Consider the following 19,627-nt stretch of genomic DNA (forward strand, 5'->3'; position numbering starts at 1 on the left):
CGCCCCACCCCGCTAGCTGTCCTGGGGTGGGGCGGTTGGGATGCTGGGGTGTGCTTCTTGAGGATGCGGTTGGGGTTTTGACGGGGTGGGATGCGCCGGATGCGGAGCAGGAGGAGTTGCGGGAGCACTATCTGCGGCATCTCCGGGCGCATGCCGATGGGATGTGGCGGGAGTGCCGGCCCGAGCATGTGACGGCGAGTGCGTTGGTGGTCGACGGGGCTGGTGAGCGGGTTCTGCTGACGTTGCACCGGACGATCGGGCTGTGGTTGCAGCTGGGTGGGCATTGCGAGCGGGGAGACAAGACGCTTGCAGGGGCTGCGTTGCGGGAGGCAACGGAGGAGTCGGGGTTGAGCGGGCTCACGATCGATCCGGTGCCGGTGCGGCTTTCACGGCACGAGATTCTGGCGGGTGGGTGTGCGGGGACTTATCACCTGGATGTTCAGTTCCTGGTGACGGCGGCCGCGGCCACGGCGTACGTCGTGAGCGAGGAATCGCACGACCTCGCGTGGTTCGGCGTGGACGAACTGCCGGCCGGGCTGGACGATTCGGTTCGGCAGTTGGTGGCCAGCGGGTTGCGGTGAGCTTCAGGCTGGGACGTCGACCTCAGCAGTGAGCAGACCCAGCCGCATCGCGGTCATGATGGCGTTGGCCCGGTTGGTCGCGCCGAGCTTGTCGTAGACCCGCGAGACATAGGTCTTCGCCGTCGAGACGCTGACGAACATGCTCGCGGCGATCATCGGCACCGATCGGCCGGTGGCGAGCTGGGCGAGGACTTCGAACTCGCGTGGGCTGAGAGCGTGACCGGCGACCGCCGGCAGGCCGACCTGGGCGATCTGCGTACGGCGAGCCAAGGCATGCGCCAAACCGGTGGCGGTGAAGGACGCGGCCGCCACCGCCGCATGGCGGATCGCACCGAGGACCTCGGCGGTCGGGGCGGTCTTGTGCACGAAGGCGGAGACGCCGTTCTCCAGCGCCCGGAAGAGGACGTCGTCCTCGGCCTGGGCGGTGAGGACGACGATGCCGAGCTCGGGGTGCCGGTCCCGGAGTTGCCGGGCGAGCTGGAAGCCGTCCGCGTCCGGCAGCGAGACATCCAGTACGACGACATCCGGGCGAGCCGAACCGACCAGCGCGGGCGCGTCGGCCGCGAGGGCGCATTCGCCCACGATCGTGATGTCGGCGTCGGCGCCGACGAGCCCGATCAATCCGTATCTGGTCAGCGTGTGGCCGTCGATGACGACGACTGTGATTGGGTTGTGCATAGCCGGTCCCCCGCATCCTCGCCCCGTGGCCCCCCAGCCGGAGAATCAGGTGTTGTCACGTTCTGTAAGGATGATCGCAGACTTTCGGGGTTCCGTTACATCTTTCAAACAGGTGCTTTCCCACTCAGGTGGTTGAACGCTTGGTAATCAAATTCCCCGAAAGCGCTTATTGATATCACGCTCCGTTATGTTCACGCCGTCGGGACGGCAGCACTCAGGAGCACGGCGACCAAGGCGCCCGCGAGCATGAACGGCCCGAAGCTCACGGAGTGTTGCAACGTGATCCGACGGGCGGCGAGCAGTGCGAGGCTGACGACGGCCATCAGCACGAACCCGAGCGCCGCTCCGGCGAAGACGGCCGGCCAGCCCAGCCACCCGAGGGCGATGCCGATACCGCCGGCGAGCTTGACGTCGCCGCCACCGAGCTGACCACGGCCGAGCAGCGCGAGGATTAGATAGGCAGTGCCGAGGACCAGCCCCCCGAAGATTGCCCGAAGCAACAAATCGGCCTGACCGCTGGACACCGCGGCCGCGCCGAACAGCACGATCAGGCCCGGGTAGAGCAGGACGGTCAACCGGTTGGGCAAGCGCTGGACGGAGATGTCGACGGCCGCCAGGGCCACCCCGATCACGCCGATGAAAACGAAGGCGGGCGCGGCCGGTGAGCCCGCGAAGCGCCAGGTCAACAGGCCGGCCACCACTGCGGTCACGAGCTCGAGGACGAGCGGGACGCCGTACCAGGTGTGACAGCGGGGACAGCGAAGGACAGCGCTGATGCGCGTCCCACAGCTCAGGCACGTGGTGCGGGGCGGCTCACCGGAGGGTACGGACAACCGGAACACAGTCGTCCGCAGCAGCGTGGCCGCCACGAAGCCGACCACGGCACCGGCCACCACCCAGCCGGCGAGGCCGCTTCCCCCAAGGCCGGTCGAGATCAGCGCATTCATGCTGGCCAAGGTAGGTCGGCGGGCGACTCCGCGGAATGGATGCCGGGGAGGTCTGCCCGACCGAAGGGCGAGTGTCGGTCCGGTGGACGACACCGCCCTCCGGATGGACGACAACGGGTGTCGGCTGTCGGCCGTTCGGGTGCCGGCAACGGGTTCGGAGTCGGTCGGTCGGGCGAGCGATCGTGGCCGGTTGACCGATCCCGCGAGACCGCGGCGGTCCGGCACTGTTCCGGTACCGGGTGGCAGCGAGCCGACCGGACCAGACGGTGGGACTCGTTGCCCGCCACCCCAGAAGGAGTGCCTCATGCGTAAGAACCTGACCGCCTTCGTGCGGACCTACACCAGCCAGCTGCGCCGCGACGAGCGCGGCGCCTCGATGGTCGAGTACGGCCTGCTGGTCGCCCTGATCGCAGTCATCGTGGCCGCCGCGGCCGGCCCGCTCGGTACGGCGATCGCCGCGCTGTTCACCACCGTCGCCGGCAGCCTCTGACGAGTCGGCCCACTCAGACCACGTGGGTGATGCGGCCCGGCCGACCGGCCGGGCCGCCACTGTCCCGAGAGGAGGACCGATGCGCACTCTCACCAGGTTCGTCAAAGACATGCTCCGGTACGACGAGCGCGGGGCGTCCATGGTCGAGTACGGCCTCCTGCTGGCGCTGGTCGCCGTGGTCGTCGCTCCGGCGCTGGTCGTCTTCGGGCCGCAGGTCGCCGCGCTGTACACAGCCGTCGTCGCCGCGTTCTGACTCCATCCCCAGAACTCACACCGCCCAGGAATCGTTCACCAGGAGACCCCATGTTTGCCAGAGTCCGCGAGGATCGGGGCGCCACCGCGGTCGAGTTCGCGTTGCTGCTGCCGATGCTGCTGCTGATCGTGATGGGCATCGTCGACTTCGGCCGGATGCTCAACGCCCAGCAGACCCTCACCCAGGCCGCCCGGGAGGGCGCCCGGCTGGTGGCACTCGGACAGCCGAACGTCTCGGGCCGTACGCAGGCCGCCGCGACCGGGCTCAGCCCGGTCGGCGTGGCGGTCTCGTCGAGTTGCCCGGTGGGGGCCGGTCCGGCGAGCAACGGTTCCGTTCAGACCAGTTACAGCTTCCAGTTCACACCCGGGCTCGGTTATCTCGTCAGCTTCTTCGGCGGCAGCGGCATGAGCGGCCAGGTCACTTTGACGGCCAAGGGAGTCATGCCATGCGAAACGTGATGCGACGCAACGTGCTGCGCAAGCTTGGCCGCCCGACGCTGCGGCTGCTCGGCTCCGACGACCGGGGCGCGTTCGGTGTCCTGGTCGCCTCGCTGCTCGGTACCGGGGTGCTGCTGGGAATGGCTGCCCTCGTCATCGACGTCGGCATGCTGTACCAGGAGCGTGCCGAGCTGCAGAACGGTGCCGACGCCGGCTCGATCGCAGTCGCCAAGAGCTGTGTCGTCGGTCCTTCGTGCACTCCGGGATCCGCGGGAACCTACGCGAACCTGAACGCCAAGGACGGCGTCTCAGCCGTGACCCTGGTGTGCGGCCACGACCTCAAAGGCGGCCTACCCGGTTGCCCGGGATCGTCGGGGACGCTCCTGGACTGCCCGACCGCTCCGGCGTCGGGTACGAACTACGTCGACGTACACACTGCGACCCGGACAACTGGCGGATCGTCGTTGCTGCCGCCGGTGTTCTCCCGCGCTGTCGCCGGCAAGTCCAGCTATCAAGGCAGCACGGTGCTCGCCTGTGCTCGCGCGATGTGGGGACCGGCCCTGCAGACCGCGAAGTCGCTCGCCATCACGTTGTCGCTCTGCGCCTGGACGCAGGCGACCGGTGGTACGCCCCCGGTGTTCGGCACCGATGTCCGGATCTTTGTCCGGGATGCTCCCAGCGCGCCGACCTGCGCCGGTCTGAGCAGACCTGGCGAATTCGGCTGGTTGAGCGAGAGCGGTCCGTGTACGGCCGATATCGACCTGACCGCCAGCGGCTACGCGGCCGGCAACGATCCCGGCAAGAACATCTCCAAGGCGTGTCAGGACGCAATAACGTCGTACGTCGCGAACAAGACGCCGATCTTCCTCCCGATCTTCGACACGACGACCGGGACCGGCAGCGGGGCGACGTACCACATGGTCGGGCTGGCGGCCTTCGTGCTGACCGGTTACTCGAACCTGAACCCGCTCAAGGACGCCATTCCGGCGCCGTTCTCCAAGGCCGACTGCCCGAACGGCAAGACCACGCCGTCCTGCCTCTTCGGCCATTTCACTCAGGCCCTCGTCCCGGTCACCACCACCATCGGCAGCGGCACCTACTTCGGTGCGACCGCGATCAAGCTCGCCGGCTAGCGCGCCGCGCAGAAGAGAGAATCGAAATGAAACGTCGAGTTGTGACCATCGTGCTGGCGGTCGCGCTGGCCATCACCGGAACGCTGGCCGTCCTGGTCTACGTCAACCGCGCGGACGCTCGCGCCGTCGCCGGGCAGCAGGCCGTCACCGTGCTCGTCGCCGACCAGGCGATCCCGTCCGGTACGACGGTCAAGGACGCGAAACCGTTGCTGCGCAAGGAAACGCTGCCGGCGGCGTCGGTGTCGACGGACGCGGTCACCGAGCTGGCCGCGAACCAGGACGCCCTGGTGACGTCGTCCGACCTCGGCCCCGGTCAGCTGATGCTGCGCTCGATGCTGGTGCCTGCCGAGCGGGCGACGAACGGGCTCGTGATCCCGGACGGGCAGGTCGCCGTCACGATCACGCTGTGCGGCGCGGAAGCAGTGGCCGGCAACGTGAAAGTCGGCTCGCAGGTCGCGGTGTTCGGCACCGTCGTCACCGGCGACAACGCCGATGTCGCGGCGCAGCCGAACTGCACCGGCCAGCACAAACAGCAAGTGGGTAAGGGCATCAGCAACACCCGCGTGGTGATCCCGAAGGTGCGTGTGATCGCGATCGGCGCGGCGAAGCAGACCGAGGGCGACGTGAAAACCACCAACGTCTCGCAGAACACCTCCGGACCGCAGAACGACCTGATCCTGGTGACGGTCGCGGTCAACCAGGACAACGCCGAGCGGCTGATCCTGCTCACCCAGACCGGTCTGCCCTACCTGGCTCTGCGCGGCCCGAACGCCGAGGTGAAGCCCGACGACCACGTCGTCCCGCAGTTCCCGCCACCGGCCAAGAAAGGACGCTGAGATGACGATTCTCTGCCAGCCGGCCACGTGGCCGGAGGACCTGTCCGCAAGTATCGACGGAGCGGTCCGGACCGTCGAGGACCTCGCCTCCGCCTTCCACGCCCTGTACGACGATCCCGCCGAGGACCTCGTCGTCGTGGGACCAGCCGCCGACACCGCCGAGGCACTCGGGTTCACCGAGCAGCTCCGGGTGGAACGGCCGACCACGGGCGTCATCCTCGTCCGTGACCAGGTCGACGTCACTCTGCTCACCGAGGCCCTGCGGGCCGGCGTACGGGAAGTCGTTGCCGTCGGCGACCAAGCCGCACTGACCGCGGCGTGCGAGCGGTCCCGCGAGTTGTCGTGGCGGGTTCGGTCGGAGCCGCACGTCGGCCCGGAGCCGGAGCCAGTCCAGTACGGCAAAGTGGTGACGGTGTTCGCCGCCAAGGGCGGATGTGGCAAGACCACCATCGCGATCAACCTGGCCGCGGCACTGGCCGACGGCGTCCGGCGGGTCTGCCTCGTGGATCTCGACCTGTCGTTCGGAGATGTCGCGATCAGCGTCCTGCTCGAGCCGGTCCGGACGATCAGCGACGCGTTGCCGATGGCCGGCCATCTCGACGTGACCGGCGCTGCCTCGCTCCTGACGCCGTACCGGCCCGGCCTGGACATGCTGCTGGCGCCGGTGACCCCCGGCGACGCCGAGAAGATCCCGGCCGCGCTCGTCGGCGAGCTGCTCACGGTCCTGCGCGGGATGTACGACTTCGTCGTGGTCGACACTCCGGCCCAGTTCAGCGAGCACGTGCTGACCGCGATGGACCTGTCCGACCACCATGTCCTCCTGACCACGCCGGACACGCCGGCGATGAAGAACATGCGGATCACCCTCGACATGCTCGACCTGCTGTCGTACTCGCGCGACATCCGCTCAGTGCTGGTCAACCGGTCCGATTCGAAGGTCGGGCTGACTCCGGGCGATGTCGAACGAGTGGTGCGTACGACGATCGACGCCCAGGTGCCGTCGAGCCGCAACGTGCCGATCTCGACCAACCAGGGCATCCCGATCGTGTTCGGTACGCCGGCGCATCCGGTCAGCAAGGCGATCGCCCGGTTCGCCCGGGAGCGCCTGATCGATCAGCCCGTCCGGCCCCGGGCCCGGAGCCTCGCCCGGCGTAGCTCGGGGAGGCGATGATGAACCTGTCCGAGCGCCTCGCCCAGCGGCAGGGCCAGACTCCGCAGGCGCACCCCGAGGCGCCGCGACCGGCGGCCGACGTACCCCGGCGCGCCGCGCGCAACGCGGATCCGTTCGCCGGTGTGAAGCGCAGTGTCCACCAGGGACTGATCGAGACCTTGGGCCCCAAGTTGTACGACGCCCATCTCGACCAGCGCGAACTCGAGCAGCAGGTTACCCAGACCCTGCAGGCCGTCCTGCAACGCGACGACACCCCGATGACCGCCACCGACCGGGCGCGGGTGGCCCAGGAAGTCGCCGACGAGATCCTCGGCCACGGTCCGCTCGAGCCCTATCTGCGCGACGCCGGCGTCTCGGAGATCATGGTGAACGGCCACGACCAGATCTACGTCGAACGCAACGGACGGCTGCAGCCTGTCGAGGCGGCGTTCACCGACGAGAACCACCTGCGGCGCACGATCGACAAGATCGTGTCCCGGGTCGGCCGGCGGGTCGACGACGCGAGTCCGATGGTGGACGCCCGGCTGCCCGACGGCAGCCGCGTGAACGCCGTCGTCCCGCCGATCGCGCTGGACGGGTCGTTGCTGACGATCCGGAAGTTCGCCGCCGATCCGTTCACCGTCGACGATCTGGTCTCGTTCGGCACCCTCACTCCGGCGGTCGCAGACCTCCTGCAGGCGTGTGTCCGCGGCCGGCTGAACATTCTGATCGGCGGCGGCACCGGGTCGGGCAAGACGACGACGCTCAACGTCCTGTCGTCGTTCCTGCCCGACGACGAGCGCATCGTGACGATCGAGGACGCCGCCGAACTGCAGCTCCGGCAGGAGCACGTCCTGCGGCTGGAGTCGCGACCCTCGAACGTGGAGCGGCGCGGTGAGATCGCGATCCGCGACCTCGTCCGCAACGCGCTGCGGATGCGGCCCGACCGGATCATCATCGGCGAGGTCCGCGACGGGGCCGCGCTGGACATGTTGCAGGCCATGAACACCGGTCACGACGGCTCGATCACCACCGTGCACTCCAATGCACCGCGCGACTCGCTGTCCCGGCTGGAGACCATGGTGCTGATGGCCGGTGTGGACCTGCCGCAACGGGCGATCCGTGAGCAGATGTCGTCCGCGATCGACCTGATCGTGCACCAGTCCCGGCTTCGGGACGGGACGCGGCGGATCACTCACATCACTGAGGTCACCGGGATGGAGGGGGAGGTCATCACCCTGCAGGACCTGTTCCTGTTCGATTTCCGGGCCGGGGTGGACGAGCGTGGGTGGTTCCGGGGCGCACTGCGGCCGACCGGTCTCCGCCCCGGCTTCCTGGACCGGCTGGCCGACCAGGGTGTCCACCTGCCGCCGCGGATGTTCGGTCTGGACGAGGTGACCCGATGAGACGGCTACTCGCCGCGCTTCTGCTGCTGACACTCGTTCCCGGTACGGCGTGGGCCGCGGGCGACCCGTCGGTGCGCATCGACTCGGTGAAGGTCACCCCGGGACACGCCAGCCTGCTACTCACCACGGCCAACGTCGACGGGCCTGTCCAGGTCACCGCCGGCCGAACGACACTGGTGGCGCGCGCGACCCCGATCAGCAGCGCCAAGACCAGAACAGCACCGTCACGTGCGGTGATTCTCGTCCTCGACAGCAGCGGTTCGATGGCCGGTTCTGGTATCGCCGCCGCACGCCAGGCAGCGCTGAGCTACCTGAACAGCCTGCCCGGGGACGTGCTGGCCGGACTGCTCACCTTCTCCGATCGTCCTCGGCTCGTCGTCAAACCGACCACCAGCCGCAACTCGGTCCGCAACGCACTCGCGCAAGTACGGGCCGGCGGAGACACCGCCCTGTACGACGCGGTCCGAGCGGCGGCCGATGCGCTCGGCAGCACCCAGCTCGGGGCCGGTGCTCAGCGCAGGCTCGTTGTACTGTCCGATGGCGTCGACACCTCGAGCAAAGCCAAGCTCAGCTTGGTTACCGGACAGCTGGCCGGTGCTGGCGTTCCTGCTGACGTGGTCGCCTTCCGCTACGGCAAAGGTGACCGGTCGGCCGCACAACAGATCGCGGCAGCCGCAGGCGGGCGGACTCTCACCGCCCAGAGCGCTTCCGAGCTGACAGCAGCATTCGCAGAGGTTGCTCGCAACTTCACCGCTCGCTCGGCGATCGACGTTCTTGTCCCGGATGCTCTGGCCGGTCAACGCGTCTCGCTGCAGGTCACAGTCGGAGCGGTCCACGCCCAGACCACGGTCACCTTCGCCGCGCTCACTCCGCGGAGTACGCCGACGCCGGAGAACGTCGTACCGGCTCCTGTGCCGCATCGGACTGTATGGACCTGGCAGTTGCTCGCGTTGCTGTCCGGTGTCTTCCTGTTCCTACTGCTAGCAGTAGTGCTCTTCCGGTGGCAGGGGGTTCGCCAGGACGCGACACGGCGGCTGCTGCACCAGGTCGGTCAATACGGTCCCCGGCGTGACGAGCACGCTGCCACTGAGGCCGAGGGAGCCGCTGCGCGGACTGCGGTCGGTTTTGTCGGTCAGGCGTTGCGGTCGGCAGGCGCCGAGCAGGGGCTCGCGCGGCGGCTCGATCTCGCCGACGTGAAGCGCAAACCGGCCGAGTGGGCGTTGCTGACCGTGTGTGTGGCCGCTGTGCTGGTGGTCCTGGCGATGTTGTTCGGTCTGTCGCCGCTGGCGAGTATCCCGGTCGGACTGGCCTGCGGCTGGTTCTTGCAGTTCGCGTACCTCAGCATCCGGATCAGCCGGCGACGGGCAGCGTTCAGCGAGCAGCTGCCGGATGTCCTGCAGCTGATCGTCGGGTCGCTGCGATCCGGGTTCTCGGTCGCACAAGCTGTCGACGCAGTGGTCCGGGACGGCACTCAGCCCGCGGCGGGCGAGTTCTCCCGGGCGCTCGCCGAGACGCGGATCGGAATCGAACTCGAGGAGAGCCTCAACCACGTCGCCGACCGGATGGAGTCCGACGACCTGCGCTGGGTCGTGATGGCGATCCGCATCCAGCGTGAGGTCGGCGGCAACCTCGCCGAGGTGCTGAAGAACACCGTCGACACCATGCGCGAACGAGCCCAGACCCGTCGCCACGTGCAGGCGCTGAGCGCGGAGGGCCGGCTGTCCGGCTACATCATCGTCGCGTTGCCGATCGTACTGGCGCTGTTCATGACGTACACCAAATCCGAGTACATGCGGCCGCTCTACACCACACCGGCCGGTCTGATGATGGTCGCCGGCGGCGCCGTCCTGATCATCATCGGTGCGTTCTGGATCCGGGCACTGATCAAGGTGGAGGCGTGACATGACATTGCTCCTGATCGGCGGCGTCGCCGCGCTCGGACTGGCGATCGCGCTGGCTGTGGCCGGAGTCCTCGCGCGGCCCGCCGAGGGCGGCGTGGCGCGGGCGCTGGCCACGATCGACAACCACTACACGCGACACACGCCGGCCGAGGCCGAGACCTCGACCGACCGGTTCGCCGCGATGCCCGGCTGGCTCCGCGGACTGGCGGTGCGGCTGTCGCCGTCCGGCATCGGTACGACGCTGCAACGCCGACTCGACCTCGCGGGCAACCCGTCGGCGTGGACGCCGGACCGGATCCTGGCCGTCAAAGGCCTCGGCCTGTTCGTCCTCGGTGGCCTCGGCGCCCTGTACGGCGTCCGTGCGATCGGGCTCCTGATCGTCGGGACCGGGGTCGGTGCGGCGGCCGGCTTCTTCCTGCCCGACATCTTGTTGTACAACGCCGGAATCAAACGGCAGCAGAAGATTCAGCGGGCCCTGCCGGACGCGCTCGACATGCTGACGGTGTGCGTCGAGGCCGGACTCGGATTCGACGCCGCGCTGGCTCAGGTCGCGCGCAACACCAAGGGTCCGCTGGCGGCCGAGTTCTCCCGGGTGCTGCAGGAGATGCAGATCGGCAAGTCGCGGTCGCAGGCGCTGCGGGCGTCGACCGAGCGGACGACCGTCCCCGAACTGCGGGCATTCGTGTCGGCGCTGATCCAGGCCGGCGAACTGGGGATCACGATCGCCGACGTGCTGCGCGAGCAGGCCAAGGAGATGCGGTTGCGGCGTCGGCAGCGGGCCGAGGAGCGGGCCCAGAAGGTGCCCGTGAAGATCCTGTTTCCGCTGGTGTTCTGCCTGTTCCCGTCGATGTTCGTCGTCATCATCGGTCCGGGCGCGCTCAGCATCGTCGCGCTCTTCTTCGGAAAGTAGACCGGCCATGGTCGTTCGCACCGCTGTTCGTGTCCCGTCCCGCCGGCTCGACCTCGGCCGGCTGATCATGGTGCCGCTCGCGACCTTGATGCTGATCGCCGGCGCGATGGTGCTGCGTCAGCCCTCCGACGCGAGCACCTTGCGCTGGATCGGCACCGCGCTGGTCGCGGTGTTCTACGCGGTGATCATCTGGGCGTACCTGCGACGCGGTCCGGCCAAGGCCACGGGTACGTCGGTCGTCGCCCACGTGGCCGCGATCGTGGCGACCCTGACCCCGTTCGCGTTTCCCCTGCTCACCCGAGGAACCGGCGGTGTCGGACGGCTGCTGATCGCGGACGTCCTGCTGGTCGCCGGTACGGCGTGGTCCGTCTGGTCGCTGTGGACGCTCGGACGGAATCTGTCGATCATCGCCCAGGCCCGCGACGTCGTCGACCACGGTCCGTACCGGTGGGTGCGACATCCCTTGTACACGGGCGAAATCGTGTCGTCCCTTGGCCTGGCCATTGCCGCGGACAACCTCCTGGTCGGCGGTGTCTGGCTGATCCTCGTGGGGCTGCAGATCTACCGAGCCCGGCGCGAGGAGCAGGTCCTCATCGGCGCACTGCCCGCCTACACGTCGTACCGGACTCGGACCGCCGCCTTGCTCCCCGGCGTGTTCTGAGCGAGCGACGCCGGGGTGGACACCTGCCTGCTGTGCCCACCCCGGCGTTACGTCTGTGGTGCCTCACTGCTGCCCCACAACCCCCGTATCCCCCCGGTACTGCGTCCCCCGTGAATCCCCCCGCTGCAGCGCGATCCCTCACCTAGCGGTACTGCGTTCCCCCGCTGGTACTGCGTTCCCCCGTCGTACTGCGATCCCCCGTGGATCCCCCCGATTGCCGGTGCAGCCTCGGCCGGCTCAGGGGCGACCTTGACTGCGGGCCCGCTCCCCCGAGCGGGCCTCCGCGGCGGGTCTGCACCGGTGTCGATCACCGCCCCTGAACGGCATCGACGGGTGGTGCGGCCTCCCCCAGAAGCCCCCGCTGCATGGTGAACGAGCCACCAGGACGAAGGTGACGGGTCAAGGACGACGAAGTAGAGATCTTGTCGCATCCCAGCCCTCGAGGCCGGGATCCAGTTGCGCTAGGTCAGCATTCGATCGCAGCCGGTGCCAACCAGGGCCGACGGCAACAGCGTGGCGCCGAGGCTTCGCTGCTTCGAGGTCGGGCAGCGTGGTGTCGAAGGTCGGGGCGAGTTCCTGGACCCAGGGCGCGATGGGGAGATTGACACCGATCGCGGCCAGCGAACCATCGGTCGCGGGTGTGACGGCGATGTCGGCCGAGCCGAGCGCGCGGAACAGCTTGCCGATCAGCAGCCCCGGAAGATCCGGTACGTCGTGACTCACCGCCACCACCGCGGCCGCCGGGCCAGCGAGCTCGATCGCCTGCAGCACGGGGTTGTCACCCGAGACTGCGTAGACCGGAGTACCCGGCCAGGTGAGCTCACGAACCGCAGCCACCGAAGCGTCGTCACCCGAGACCGCATGGTCGGTCACCACAGCTACGGCGACGTCTACCTGCGCCAGATCGGCGAGGAGCTCGTAGGTGTCCTCGGTGAGGGCGTGGTGCCAGGCCGTCGGAGTGCGGCCGGGTGGGGCCCAGCTAGGCGTCGCAGGGACGACCAGAACGACCACGCGACGGTCTGCGGAGGAGGTGGAGCGGCTGGACGCCATGGTGGTAGAGCGTAGCGGTCAGCCCTTCGGTGCCAGCAGGCCGCGTTGGAGGGCGGTCATGATGGCTTGGGCCCGGTTCGAGACTTCGAGTTTTTCGTAGAGACGGGCGACGTAGGTCTTGGCGGTGGAGATGCTGACCGAGAGGGCCAGGGCGATGTCGCGCACCGACAGGCCTTGGCCCAGCAGATCCAGGACCTGCGCTTCACGGGGACTGAGCAGGGTCTGAGCGGCTGGGTGGTCGCGGCGGGCCATGGCGGGCCCGAGGCCGGTCGCGGTGAAGGAGGTCGGGGCCACGGCGGCGTGCCGGATGGCGGCGAGCATCTCGTCGGTGGGCGCGCTTTTGGCGACGAAGGCGGAGACGCCGGACTCGAGTGCGGAGAAGAGAAGATCGTCCTGGCCGTCGGGGGCGAGCAGGACGATGCCCAGGTCGGCGTACCGGTGGCGGAGGTCGCGGGCGATGCGGAGGCCGGCGAGGTCGGGCGGCGAGACGTCGAGGACGATGACGTTCGGGCGCTCGGACAGAACGATTCCGAAGACGTCCGCGCGGCGGCCGCTGTCGCCGACCACCTCGAGGTCGGGTTCGGTACCGACCAGGCCGATCAGGCCGTAGCGGACCAGTGTGTGATCGTCGATGACGACGACCTTGACCAACTCGTTCATGGATCCCCCCGCGGACCAAACTACGCAGCGTGATGCCGACGCGATAGAGGCCGGGCCCCGTGGTGTTACTCGACACGACACCATCAGCCGGCGCGCCACCAGCCGAGGACAGTGACCGCGCGGCGACCTGCGTCCGGATGTTCCGGGTCAGCGTCGACGAGTCCGATCCGTGCCTGCAGTGCAGGCTTCCCACCGGGCGCACACAGCAGCGCACCCGGGCAGATGTACGCCGTCAGCTGGACACCGAAGGTGAGTCCCGGAGAGTCATCCGGTCGAGCTATCGCCACTCCGGACAGCCTTCCCGTTGCAGTGAGCTGCAAAGCACGAACCACCACCCCACCTGACACCGCGGGCGGCAGACCCGGCGCAATGGTCAGATCGAGGACGCCTTCCGGCACATCGACCGTGCCCTGAACGAAGAACCGCCCAGATGCCTCAATCACCGCACAAGCGCTTGTATTACTGGGATACGGCCCTGCGGTGACACAACCGTGCGCAGCACGCAGTGCCGGTGCGGTGTACCGGAGCTCCAGCTGTACGGCGTCGATGTCCTCCGTGTCGTCCTTCGCGGCCAGCCGCGTCGTCAGCGCCACACTCGCACTGCTGAAGGTCCCGTCGTACACGGCCCGAGCGAGTGCACCCGTCCGCGCAGCGTCGAGCGGCGCCGTCTCCGTCCGGTACGCCGTCCCGCCGGGAACGCCGGTCACCGACGCAGTGATCGGCGCACCAGTTCCGACGTCAACCGACAGGTCCAGCTGATCGACCGTGGTCGGGTCGCTGTGCCGATGGGTGATCTTCAGAGCGGCCGACTCCAGCACCGAGCCGGCGGGCATCGCACCACCCTGGCTGTAGCCACTGAGCGTGAGCGGAGCGCTGTCACCCGCCACGGCACTCTTCCAGCTAGCAGCGACACCATCGACCGCAGAGAGTCGCGCAGGTGTCGCGCTCAAGCCGAACTTGCTCAGCAGCGACACCGACGTCGGCCGTCGGTCCTGAGTAGTGACACTCTCCGCACCACTAGTCAGTCCCTGTACGGCGATCGGCGGCTGCGTCGCGGAGTACGTACCGCACAGCTCAGCCTGGCCGCCCTTCACCACCAACCGGCTGTCACCACCGAACACGAACCGTACGCCGTCGGCCGCACCATCAAGCGGACTCGCACAAGCGCCCGGAACACTCCCGGCCCGCGTGCCACCGATCAGAGTCCCACTGTCGATCGTCCAAGCATGCGAACTACTGTCCAGCAACGGGTTCTGACTGTTGTGAAAGTCGAAGTAGTAGATCCCCGGCTTGAACCACCAGGTGCTCCCCCGACAAGGACTGTCACCAGCCATCAGCGCAGTCAGCCCCGCAGCATCGTCGTAGTAGCCCGGCAGGAAGGTAACGAGCCCTCCTGGAGCAGTACACGCCGGCAACGATCGATGGCTCGGAACCGTCGCAAGAGATGGATACCCCGGATCCGTGGCATCACTGTTGAGAGTCAGCAGACCACTCGGATCGAAGAGACCGGTCACGGAGATCGGTGAGTTCGACACGACACTGCCGTGGACCTGCAGCGTGGAGTCCGCAGGCTGCTCCACGGTCACACCGCTCTCCCCCGGAATCTGCCCGAGCGCCAGCACCGCGTTGGCAGGCCGGTTGCAGTCCGAAGGCGTGGAGCAGCTGACCACAACCTGCTTCGGATCCGGCCGGCACGTCACCGCGGCGGAGTCGAGCCCGTTGAACAGCACCAGCGACAACGTGTCGGACAGGCCGAAGCACTTCTGTCCGGACTCGCCGTTGTAGGAGCTGTTGCGCAGGTTGTTGATCGCTGCCTCCATCGCACCGTCCGCCGCGTACGACGCCACAGTCTGCTGGCGGAGACTGTTCGACACCCGCTGTGCAGTGTCAGCCCGGGACAACAGCGCAGACAACGCAGTGGCGATCACAGTGATCACGACAAGCACCAGCAGCAGCGAGCCGCCGCGCTCGTCGCGGCGCCTCACGACTGCCTCCGGAGTCCACTGAGCACGACCTCGTACTCACCCGCCGCCGGCTTGACGAGCACGAAGCGCAGCGTGACAGCCAGCGGGACCACGGTCGACGTACAGGCAGTTGAGCAGCTGACCGTGAGGCTGCCCGGTTTGACGTTCGCTGCTACTCGAACGTCAAACGCGGGCGCCGTACCGGGACTGACGCAGCTCGCTCGGTGCAGTTCATCGGCCTTCAGGTAGTACGCAACCACCGCGGTCCGCCGGACAGCCGGAACGACGGACGTGTCCCAATGGTCCGACAAGAGCCGGACAGTTGCATCGGGCAATGGCCCGCAGGTGACTCCGCCCGCAGCGAAGGGCGCATCGAGCTGCACTGACTGTTTGAACGGCTGGGTCCCGTCGACACCGACCGTGCCGTAGTCACGCAGTCCGAGCCCTGCAACATCGCGGGAGAAGTACGTCGCGCCGAGCTGCGCGTCCTGCGCCATGTCCATCCGGTCCGAGGTCGCACTCATCTGGCGGAGTGCCACGGTGACCAGGTCGGCCAGTGCCAGCGTTACGACGCCCATCAGTGCCATGGTGATCAGAACCTCGATCAGCGTGAACCCACGCTCGGTCCGCCTCAGGTGCACGGCGGATCCTCAACCCGGCAAGGCTTGCGCAGTACGACGTCCAGCGTCTGCACCGCGCGCCCGTCCGTACTCGCAACTGACACCCGCACCCGCTGCAGCCCACGATCCGGCAAGCACAGCGGCAACCACAACGCACCGGTCCAGTACTGCACCGACCCACCGACCACCTTCGCTGTGAACCCCTCCGGCACAGCAAACCCCGGTACGACGTACGTCGTGGCGCACGGGACGTAGTGGCCGCTGGCAACGTAGTTCTGCAGCGCCTCGGCATAGTTGCGGACCGTCGCCACCGCAGTCGCCTCTTTGCGCTGGGTGTCAGACATCAACACCGTCGTCGTCAGTCCTGCCATCACTGCCACGATGGCAACACCCATCAGCGCTATGGCGACGACCAGCTCCAGCAAACTCTCCCCGTGTTCCCGCATTACCCCTGCACCTGCCGGAAGATTCCGTACATCGCGGACACCAGGGCGATCGCGACGAAGCCGACGACTCCGCCCATCACCAGGATCACGGCCGGCTCGAACAGGCCGATGAGCTTCTTGAGCTTGTAGTCCAGCTCCCCTTCGTAGTACTGCGCGGTGACCTCGAGCTGGGTGTCGAGCGTGCCGGTGTCTTCGCCCACTCGGAGCATCTGAGCAGCTGTGGCCGGGAAGAGACCGGTAGCGGCCAACGGCCGAGCCAGTCCCTCGCCCTGCAACATCGACTCCATCACTCGCCCCAGAGAGCGCCGGTAGACCCGGTTGGGCAGCGAGCCGGTCGCCACTCGCAACGCCTGTGGCAGCTGGACACCTGCGCTGACCATGGAGGCCAGAATCCGGCAGAAGCGCTCGACCAGCGCGTACTGCACGGTCGGTCCGATCACGGGCAGCGCCAGCACGATGCGGTCGCGCAGGTAGCGGCCGGCCGTCGTACTGGTCGCGTAGACGATCGCGAGGATCACTACTCCGGCGCCGATCATCAGTGCCCACCACCAGCTGCTCAGGAAGTTGGTAATGCCGAGCAGAATGCGCGTAGGCAACGGCAGCGTCGCCCCGAGGCTGTCGAAGAACGTGCGGAACCGCGGCAGCACGAACCCGGCCAGGACGATCAGAGTCACCATCGACATCGCCGCGACGACGGCCGGGTAGATGGTGGCCTGCTTGATCCGCCGGCGCGCTTCGAGATCGCGTTCGAGGTAGCGCGCGAGCTGTGCGAGCACAGTGTCCAGGCGGCCGCTCAACTCGGCAGAGCGCAGGATGCCGCGGTAGAACTCGGGAAAGATCCGTGGATGCCGGTCGAAGCATTCCGACAGCCGCTCGCCGTCCCGCAGGCCGTCCTCGACCTCCAGCATCATCCGGCGCACGGTGGAGTTCTCTGCCTCCCGGGCCAAGCTGTGAACCGACTCCGTCAGCGGTAGACCCGCAGCGACGAAAGCACCGAGCTGCCGGGTCAGATGCATCACCTCTTCCCGTTTCACGCGCCGAGCAGTGATCTCCAGCTGCAGAATGCTCGGCTTCTCGGTCAGCCGGATGTTGCGCAGCTCCCGCTCGTACAGGGCCAGTTCTGCGTCCTCTCGGCTCTCCGCACGCGTCGTACCGCGTTTGGTGCTCCCGTCGGACTCGACTGCGACGTACGTGTATCTGGTCATCGCATCCCCACCGTGTAGATCGACCGGAGTACCTCGGCGACTGTGGTGACTCCTGCTCGCGCCAGCCGGGCACCCTCTTCCTGCAACGTGCGCATGCCTTCGTAGGTGGCGACCTTGCGCACCTCTGCGAGCGGTGCGCGGTCCACCACGAGCTCTCGGATCGGATCGGTCACCGGAAGCAGCTCATACACCCCGGTCCGCTCGTGATAGCCGGTCTGTGCGCAGAAGGTGCAGCCCGAGCCGCGCACCAGCCCCCTATCCGGTACGTCGACGCCCACACTCGCCAGGAACGCCACCTCGGCCGGCGGCGGAACGTAGTACGAGCGACAGCTGTCACAGACCTTCCGAATGAGCCGCTGCGCGATCACCGCACTGACCGACGAGGCGACCAGGAAGTTCTCGATCCCCATGTCCAGCAAGCGATGCAGCGCTGTCGCGGTGTCGGTGGCGTGCACCGAGGACAGGACCAGGTGCCCGGTCAGTGCGGCCTGTACGGCGATCCGTGCGGTCTCGGAGTCGCGGATCTCGCCCACCAGGATCACATCGGGGTCCTGCCGCAGAATCGCCCGTAGTCCAGTGGCGAAGGTGATCCCGGCGGCCTCGTTGATCTGGATCTGGTTGATCGACGCATAGCTGTACTCGACCGGGTCCTCGATCGTCATCACGTTGCGCTCGGGGCTGTCGATCTCGCCGAGCGATCCGTACAGCGTGGTCGTCTTGCCGCTCCCGGTCGGCCCCGCGCAGATCACCATCCCGTACGGCGTGCGCAGCAGCGCGGAATAGCGCTCGGCCAACTCAGGCGACATGCCGAGCTGTTGGAGCCGGAGCAGTGCCCGGCTCTTGTCGAGGAGCCGCAGCACGACCTTCTCGCCGCCGACCACGGCTGCGGTCGAGACCCGGATGTCGACGTCGCGTTCGGCGACCTTCATCCGGATCTGTCCGTCCTGGGACCGCCTGCGCTCGATGATGTCCAGGTCGGCCAGCACCTTGATCCGGCTGACCAGACCCGGCCCGATCGCACCGGGCAACTCGACGAGCTCACGCAGAGCTCCGTCGACCCGCAGCCGCACCCGCACCACGTCGTCATGCGGCTCGATGTGAATGTCCGACGCGCGCTCGCGCAGCCCCTCGGTGATGATGCGCTGCACGACCTGCACCACGGAGACGTCCTCGGCACGCTCCTGTCCGCTGTGCTTCACGACGACACGGCCTTCGCCCGCGGCCGAAGCTCGATCTCCTTCGGGTACGAGCTCCGTGCGTACGCGTCCTCGCTCGAGATCTCACCGGACTGCACCAGCGCCGACAGCGACTGCTCCAGAGTGATCATGCCTTCGCGCCGGCCGGTGACGAGGGCGTTGCGCAGCTGATGCGTCTTGCCTTCCTTGATCAGGTTGCGGATTCCGGCGTTCGCGACCATGACCTCGAACGCGGCGACCAGTCCGCCGCCGGTGCGCGGGATCAGCCGCTGGTGCACCACTCCGCTCAGTGCGGCGGCCAGTTGTACCCGCACCTGGGACTGCTGCTCAGGTGGGAACACGTCGATGATTCGGGCGAGTGACTGCGCGGTGTCGTTGGTGTGCAGAGTTGCGAAGACCAGATGGCCGGTCTCGGCGATGGTGAGTGCGAACCTGATCGACTCCAGGTCTCGCATCTCGCCGACCAGCAGGACGTCGGGGTCCTCCCGCAGCGCGGCTCGCAGTGCGTCAGGGAACGATGCTGTGTCACTACCGACCTCTCGCTGGTTCACCGCCGACTTGCGATGCTCGTGGACGTACTCGATCGGGTCCTCGATGGTGATGATGTGGCAGGCCCGCTCGGTGTTGATCTGGTGGATCATCGAAGCCAGCGTGGTCGACTTACCCGAACCGGTCGGCCCGGTGACCAGCACCAGCCCCTGGAACGCGCGGACGAAGCTGCCGAGCACAGGCGGCAGCCCCAGCTCCGACATGGTCGGAATGCTGCGCGGAATCACGCGCAGCGCGACAGCTGTGTCACCGCGCTGGGTGAAGGCGTTCGCGCGGATCCGGGCGTTGTCCCGCCACGAGAACGAGAAGTCGTGCTCGTACGTCGTCTGCCAGACGTTCGAGCGGTGCGGATTGAGGATCTCGGCGAGCATGGCGTCGGTGTCGCGGCGGGTCAGCGGTGTCCGGTCCGCCACCGGTCGCAGGACGCCGTGGACGCGCAACTGCGGCGCCATGCCGACGGTGAGGAGCAGATCGGTACCACCGGCGTTCCAGAGTTCTTCGAGCAACAGATCGACCCGGCTACCGGGCAAGGGGATACGCATGAGGTCCCTTCG

At 67.9% G+C, this 19,627-nt stretch carries 21 protein-coding genes; 11 read left to right on the plus strand and 10 right to left on the minus strand.

From position 1 onward, the window contains the following. The first annotated feature begins 77 nt into the window (after nt 1-77). Nucleotides 78-581 (plus strand): NUDIX domain-containing protein, encoded by a 504-nt coding sequence (locus ABZS29_RS01380; RefSeq protein ID WP_355457449.1) that lies wholly within the window; start codon nt 78-80, stop codon nt 579-581. A 3-nt stretch (nt 582-584) separates the two neighbouring features. Here ABZS29_RS01380 and ABZS29_RS01385 read toward each other — a convergent pair whose 3' ends face one another. Together ABZS29_RS01385 and ABZS29_RS01390 are read right to left on the minus strand one after the other, a co-directional pair. After that, nucleotides 585-1,259 (minus strand): response regulator transcription factor, encoded by a 675-nt coding sequence (locus ABZS29_RS01385; RefSeq protein WP_355457451.1) that lies wholly within the window; start codon nt 1,257-1,259, stop codon nt 585-587. 191 nt (nt 1,260-1,450) lie between these two features. Next, on the minus strand, nt 1,451-2,206 hold the full coding sequence (locus ABZS29_RS01390; protein WP_355457452.1) for an A24 family peptidase: 756 nt from the start codon (nt 2,204-2,206) through the stop codon (nt 1,451-1,453). 304 nt (nt 2,207-2,510) lie between these two features. Here ABZS29_RS01390 and ABZS29_RS01395 point away from each other — a divergent pair, with 304 nt between their 5' ends. The 10 genes from ABZS29_RS01395 (at nt 2,511) to ABZS29_RS01440 (ending at nt 11,383) form a co-directional block, all read left to right on the plus strand. After that, nucleotides 2,511-2,696 (plus strand): Flp family type IVb pilin, encoded by a 186-nt coding sequence (locus ABZS29_RS01395; RefSeq protein WP_355457454.1) that lies wholly within the window; start codon nt 2,511-2,513, stop codon nt 2,694-2,696. Nucleotides 2,697-2,775: 79 nt separating this feature from the next. Next, on the plus strand, nt 2,776-2,949 hold the full coding sequence (locus ABZS29_RS01400) for a Flp family type IVb pilin (RefSeq protein ID WP_355457455.1): 174 nt from the start codon (nt 2,776-2,778) through the stop codon (nt 2,947-2,949). A 50-nt stretch (nt 2,950-2,999) separates the two neighbouring features. Then, a complete protein-coding gene (locus tag ABZS29_RS01405; RefSeq protein WP_355457456.1) occupies nt 3,000-3,407 on the plus strand; it encodes a TadE/TadG family type IV pilus assembly protein in 408 nt (135 codons plus the stop codon). Continuing rightward, nucleotides 3,395-4,519 carry a pilus assembly protein TadG-related protein gene (locus tag ABZS29_RS01410; protein ID WP_355457457.1) on the plus strand — a complete coding sequence of 375 codons (1,125 nt, stop codon included), beginning with the start codon at nt 3,395-3,397 and terminating at the stop codon, nt 4,517-4,519. The genes ABZS29_RS01405 and ABZS29_RS01410 overlap by 13 nt, the downstream gene beginning before the upstream one ends. A gap of 26 nt (nt 4,520-4,545) precedes the next feature. After that, entirely contained in the window at nt 4,546-5,355 is an 810-nt protein-coding gene (gene cpaB / locus ABZS29_RS01415) for a Flp pilus assembly protein CpaB (protein WP_355457459.1), read from the plus strand. A 1-nt stretch (nt 5,356) separates the two neighbouring features. Beyond that, nucleotides 5,357-6,526: an AAA family ATPase gene (locus ABZS29_RS01420; protein ID WP_355457461.1), complete on the plus strand. Its 1,170-nt coding sequence runs from the start codon at nt 5,357-5,359 to the stop codon at nt 6,524-6,526. After that, nucleotides 6,526-7,911, plus strand: a complete 1,386-nt coding sequence (locus ABZS29_RS01425; RefSeq protein WP_355457463.1) for a CpaF family protein — start codon at nt 6,526-6,528, stop codon at nt 7,909-7,911. Before ABZS29_RS01420 ends, ABZS29_RS01425 begins: the two co-directional genes overlap by 1 nt. After that, complete coding sequence (locus ABZS29_RS01430; protein WP_355457464.1) at nt 7,908-9,812, plus strand: VWA domain-containing protein; 1,905 nt, start codon at nt 7,908-7,910, stop codon at nt 9,810-9,812. Before ABZS29_RS01425 ends, ABZS29_RS01430 begins: the two co-directional genes overlap by 4 nt. Nucleotide 9,813: 1 nt before the next feature. Continuing rightward, on the plus strand, nt 9,814-10,722 hold the full coding sequence (locus ABZS29_RS01435; RefSeq protein ID WP_355457465.1) for a type II secretion system F family protein: 909 nt from the start codon (nt 9,814-9,816) through the stop codon (nt 10,720-10,722). 7 nt (nt 10,723-10,729) lie between these two features. Further along, nucleotides 10,730-11,383 carry a methyltransferase gene (locus ABZS29_RS01440; protein WP_355457467.1) on the plus strand — a complete coding sequence of 218 codons (654 nt, stop codon included), beginning with the start codon at nt 10,730-10,732 and terminating at the stop codon, nt 11,381-11,383. 399 nt (nt 11,384-11,782) lie between these two features. Here the strand turns inward: ABZS29_RS01440 and ABZS29_RS01445 are convergent, their stop codons facing one another. The 8 genes from ABZS29_RS01445 to ABZS29_RS01480 form a co-directional block, all read right to left on the minus strand. Continuing rightward, a complete protein-coding gene (locus ABZS29_RS01445; protein ID WP_355457469.1) occupies nt 11,783-12,433 on the minus strand; it encodes a hypothetical protein in 651 nt (216 codons plus the stop codon). 18 nt (nt 12,434-12,451) lie between these two features. Beyond that, the gene (locus ABZS29_RS01450; protein ID WP_355457471.1) at nt 12,452-13,093 is read right to left on the minus strand and encodes a response regulator transcription factor; all 642 of its coding nucleotides are present in this window, start codon (nt 13,091-13,093) and stop codon (nt 12,452-12,454) included. Nucleotides 13,094-13,176: 83 nt separating this feature from the next. After that, nucleotides 13,177-15,078: a hypothetical protein gene (locus tag ABZS29_RS01455; RefSeq protein WP_355457473.1), complete on the minus strand. Its 1,902-nt coding sequence runs from the start codon at nt 15,076-15,078 to the stop codon at nt 13,177-13,179. Then, nucleotides 15,075-15,698, minus strand: coding sequence for a prepilin-type N-terminal cleavage/methylation domain-containing protein (locus ABZS29_RS01460; protein WP_355457474.1), 624 nt, complete (start codon nt 15,696-15,698; stop codon nt 15,075-15,077). Before ABZS29_RS01460 ends, ABZS29_RS01455 begins: the two co-directional genes overlap by 4 nt. Continuing rightward, complete coding sequence (locus tag ABZS29_RS01465) at nt 15,689-16,123, minus strand: type II secretion system protein (protein WP_355457476.1); 435 nt, start codon at nt 16,121-16,123, stop codon at nt 15,689-15,691. The genes ABZS29_RS01460 and ABZS29_RS01465 overlap by 10 nt, the downstream gene beginning before the upstream one ends. Continuing rightward, nucleotides 16,123-17,328: a type II secretion system F family protein gene (locus ABZS29_RS01470; protein ID WP_355457478.1), complete on the minus strand. Its 1,206-nt coding sequence runs from the start codon at nt 17,326-17,328 to the stop codon at nt 16,123-16,125. Before ABZS29_RS01470 ends, ABZS29_RS01465 begins: the two co-directional genes overlap by 1 nt. Beyond that, a complete protein-coding gene (locus ABZS29_RS01475; RefSeq protein ID WP_355457480.1) occupies nt 17,325-18,527 on the minus strand; it encodes a GspE/PulE family protein in 1,203 nt (400 codons plus the stop codon). Before ABZS29_RS01475 ends, ABZS29_RS01470 begins: the two co-directional genes overlap by 4 nt. Next, nucleotides 18,524-19,615, minus strand: coding sequence for a type IV pilus twitching motility protein PilT (locus ABZS29_RS01480; protein WP_355457482.1), 1,092 nt, complete (start codon nt 19,613-19,615; stop codon nt 18,524-18,526). The genes ABZS29_RS01475 and ABZS29_RS01480 overlap by 4 nt, the downstream gene beginning before the upstream one ends. Nucleotides 19,616-19,627 lie beyond the last annotated feature (12 nt).

The sequence above is a fragment of the Kribbella sp. NPDC005582 genome (assembly GCF_040605415.1).
Lineage (GTDB): Bacteria > Actinomycetota > Actinomycetes > Propionibacteriales > Kribbellaceae > Kribbella.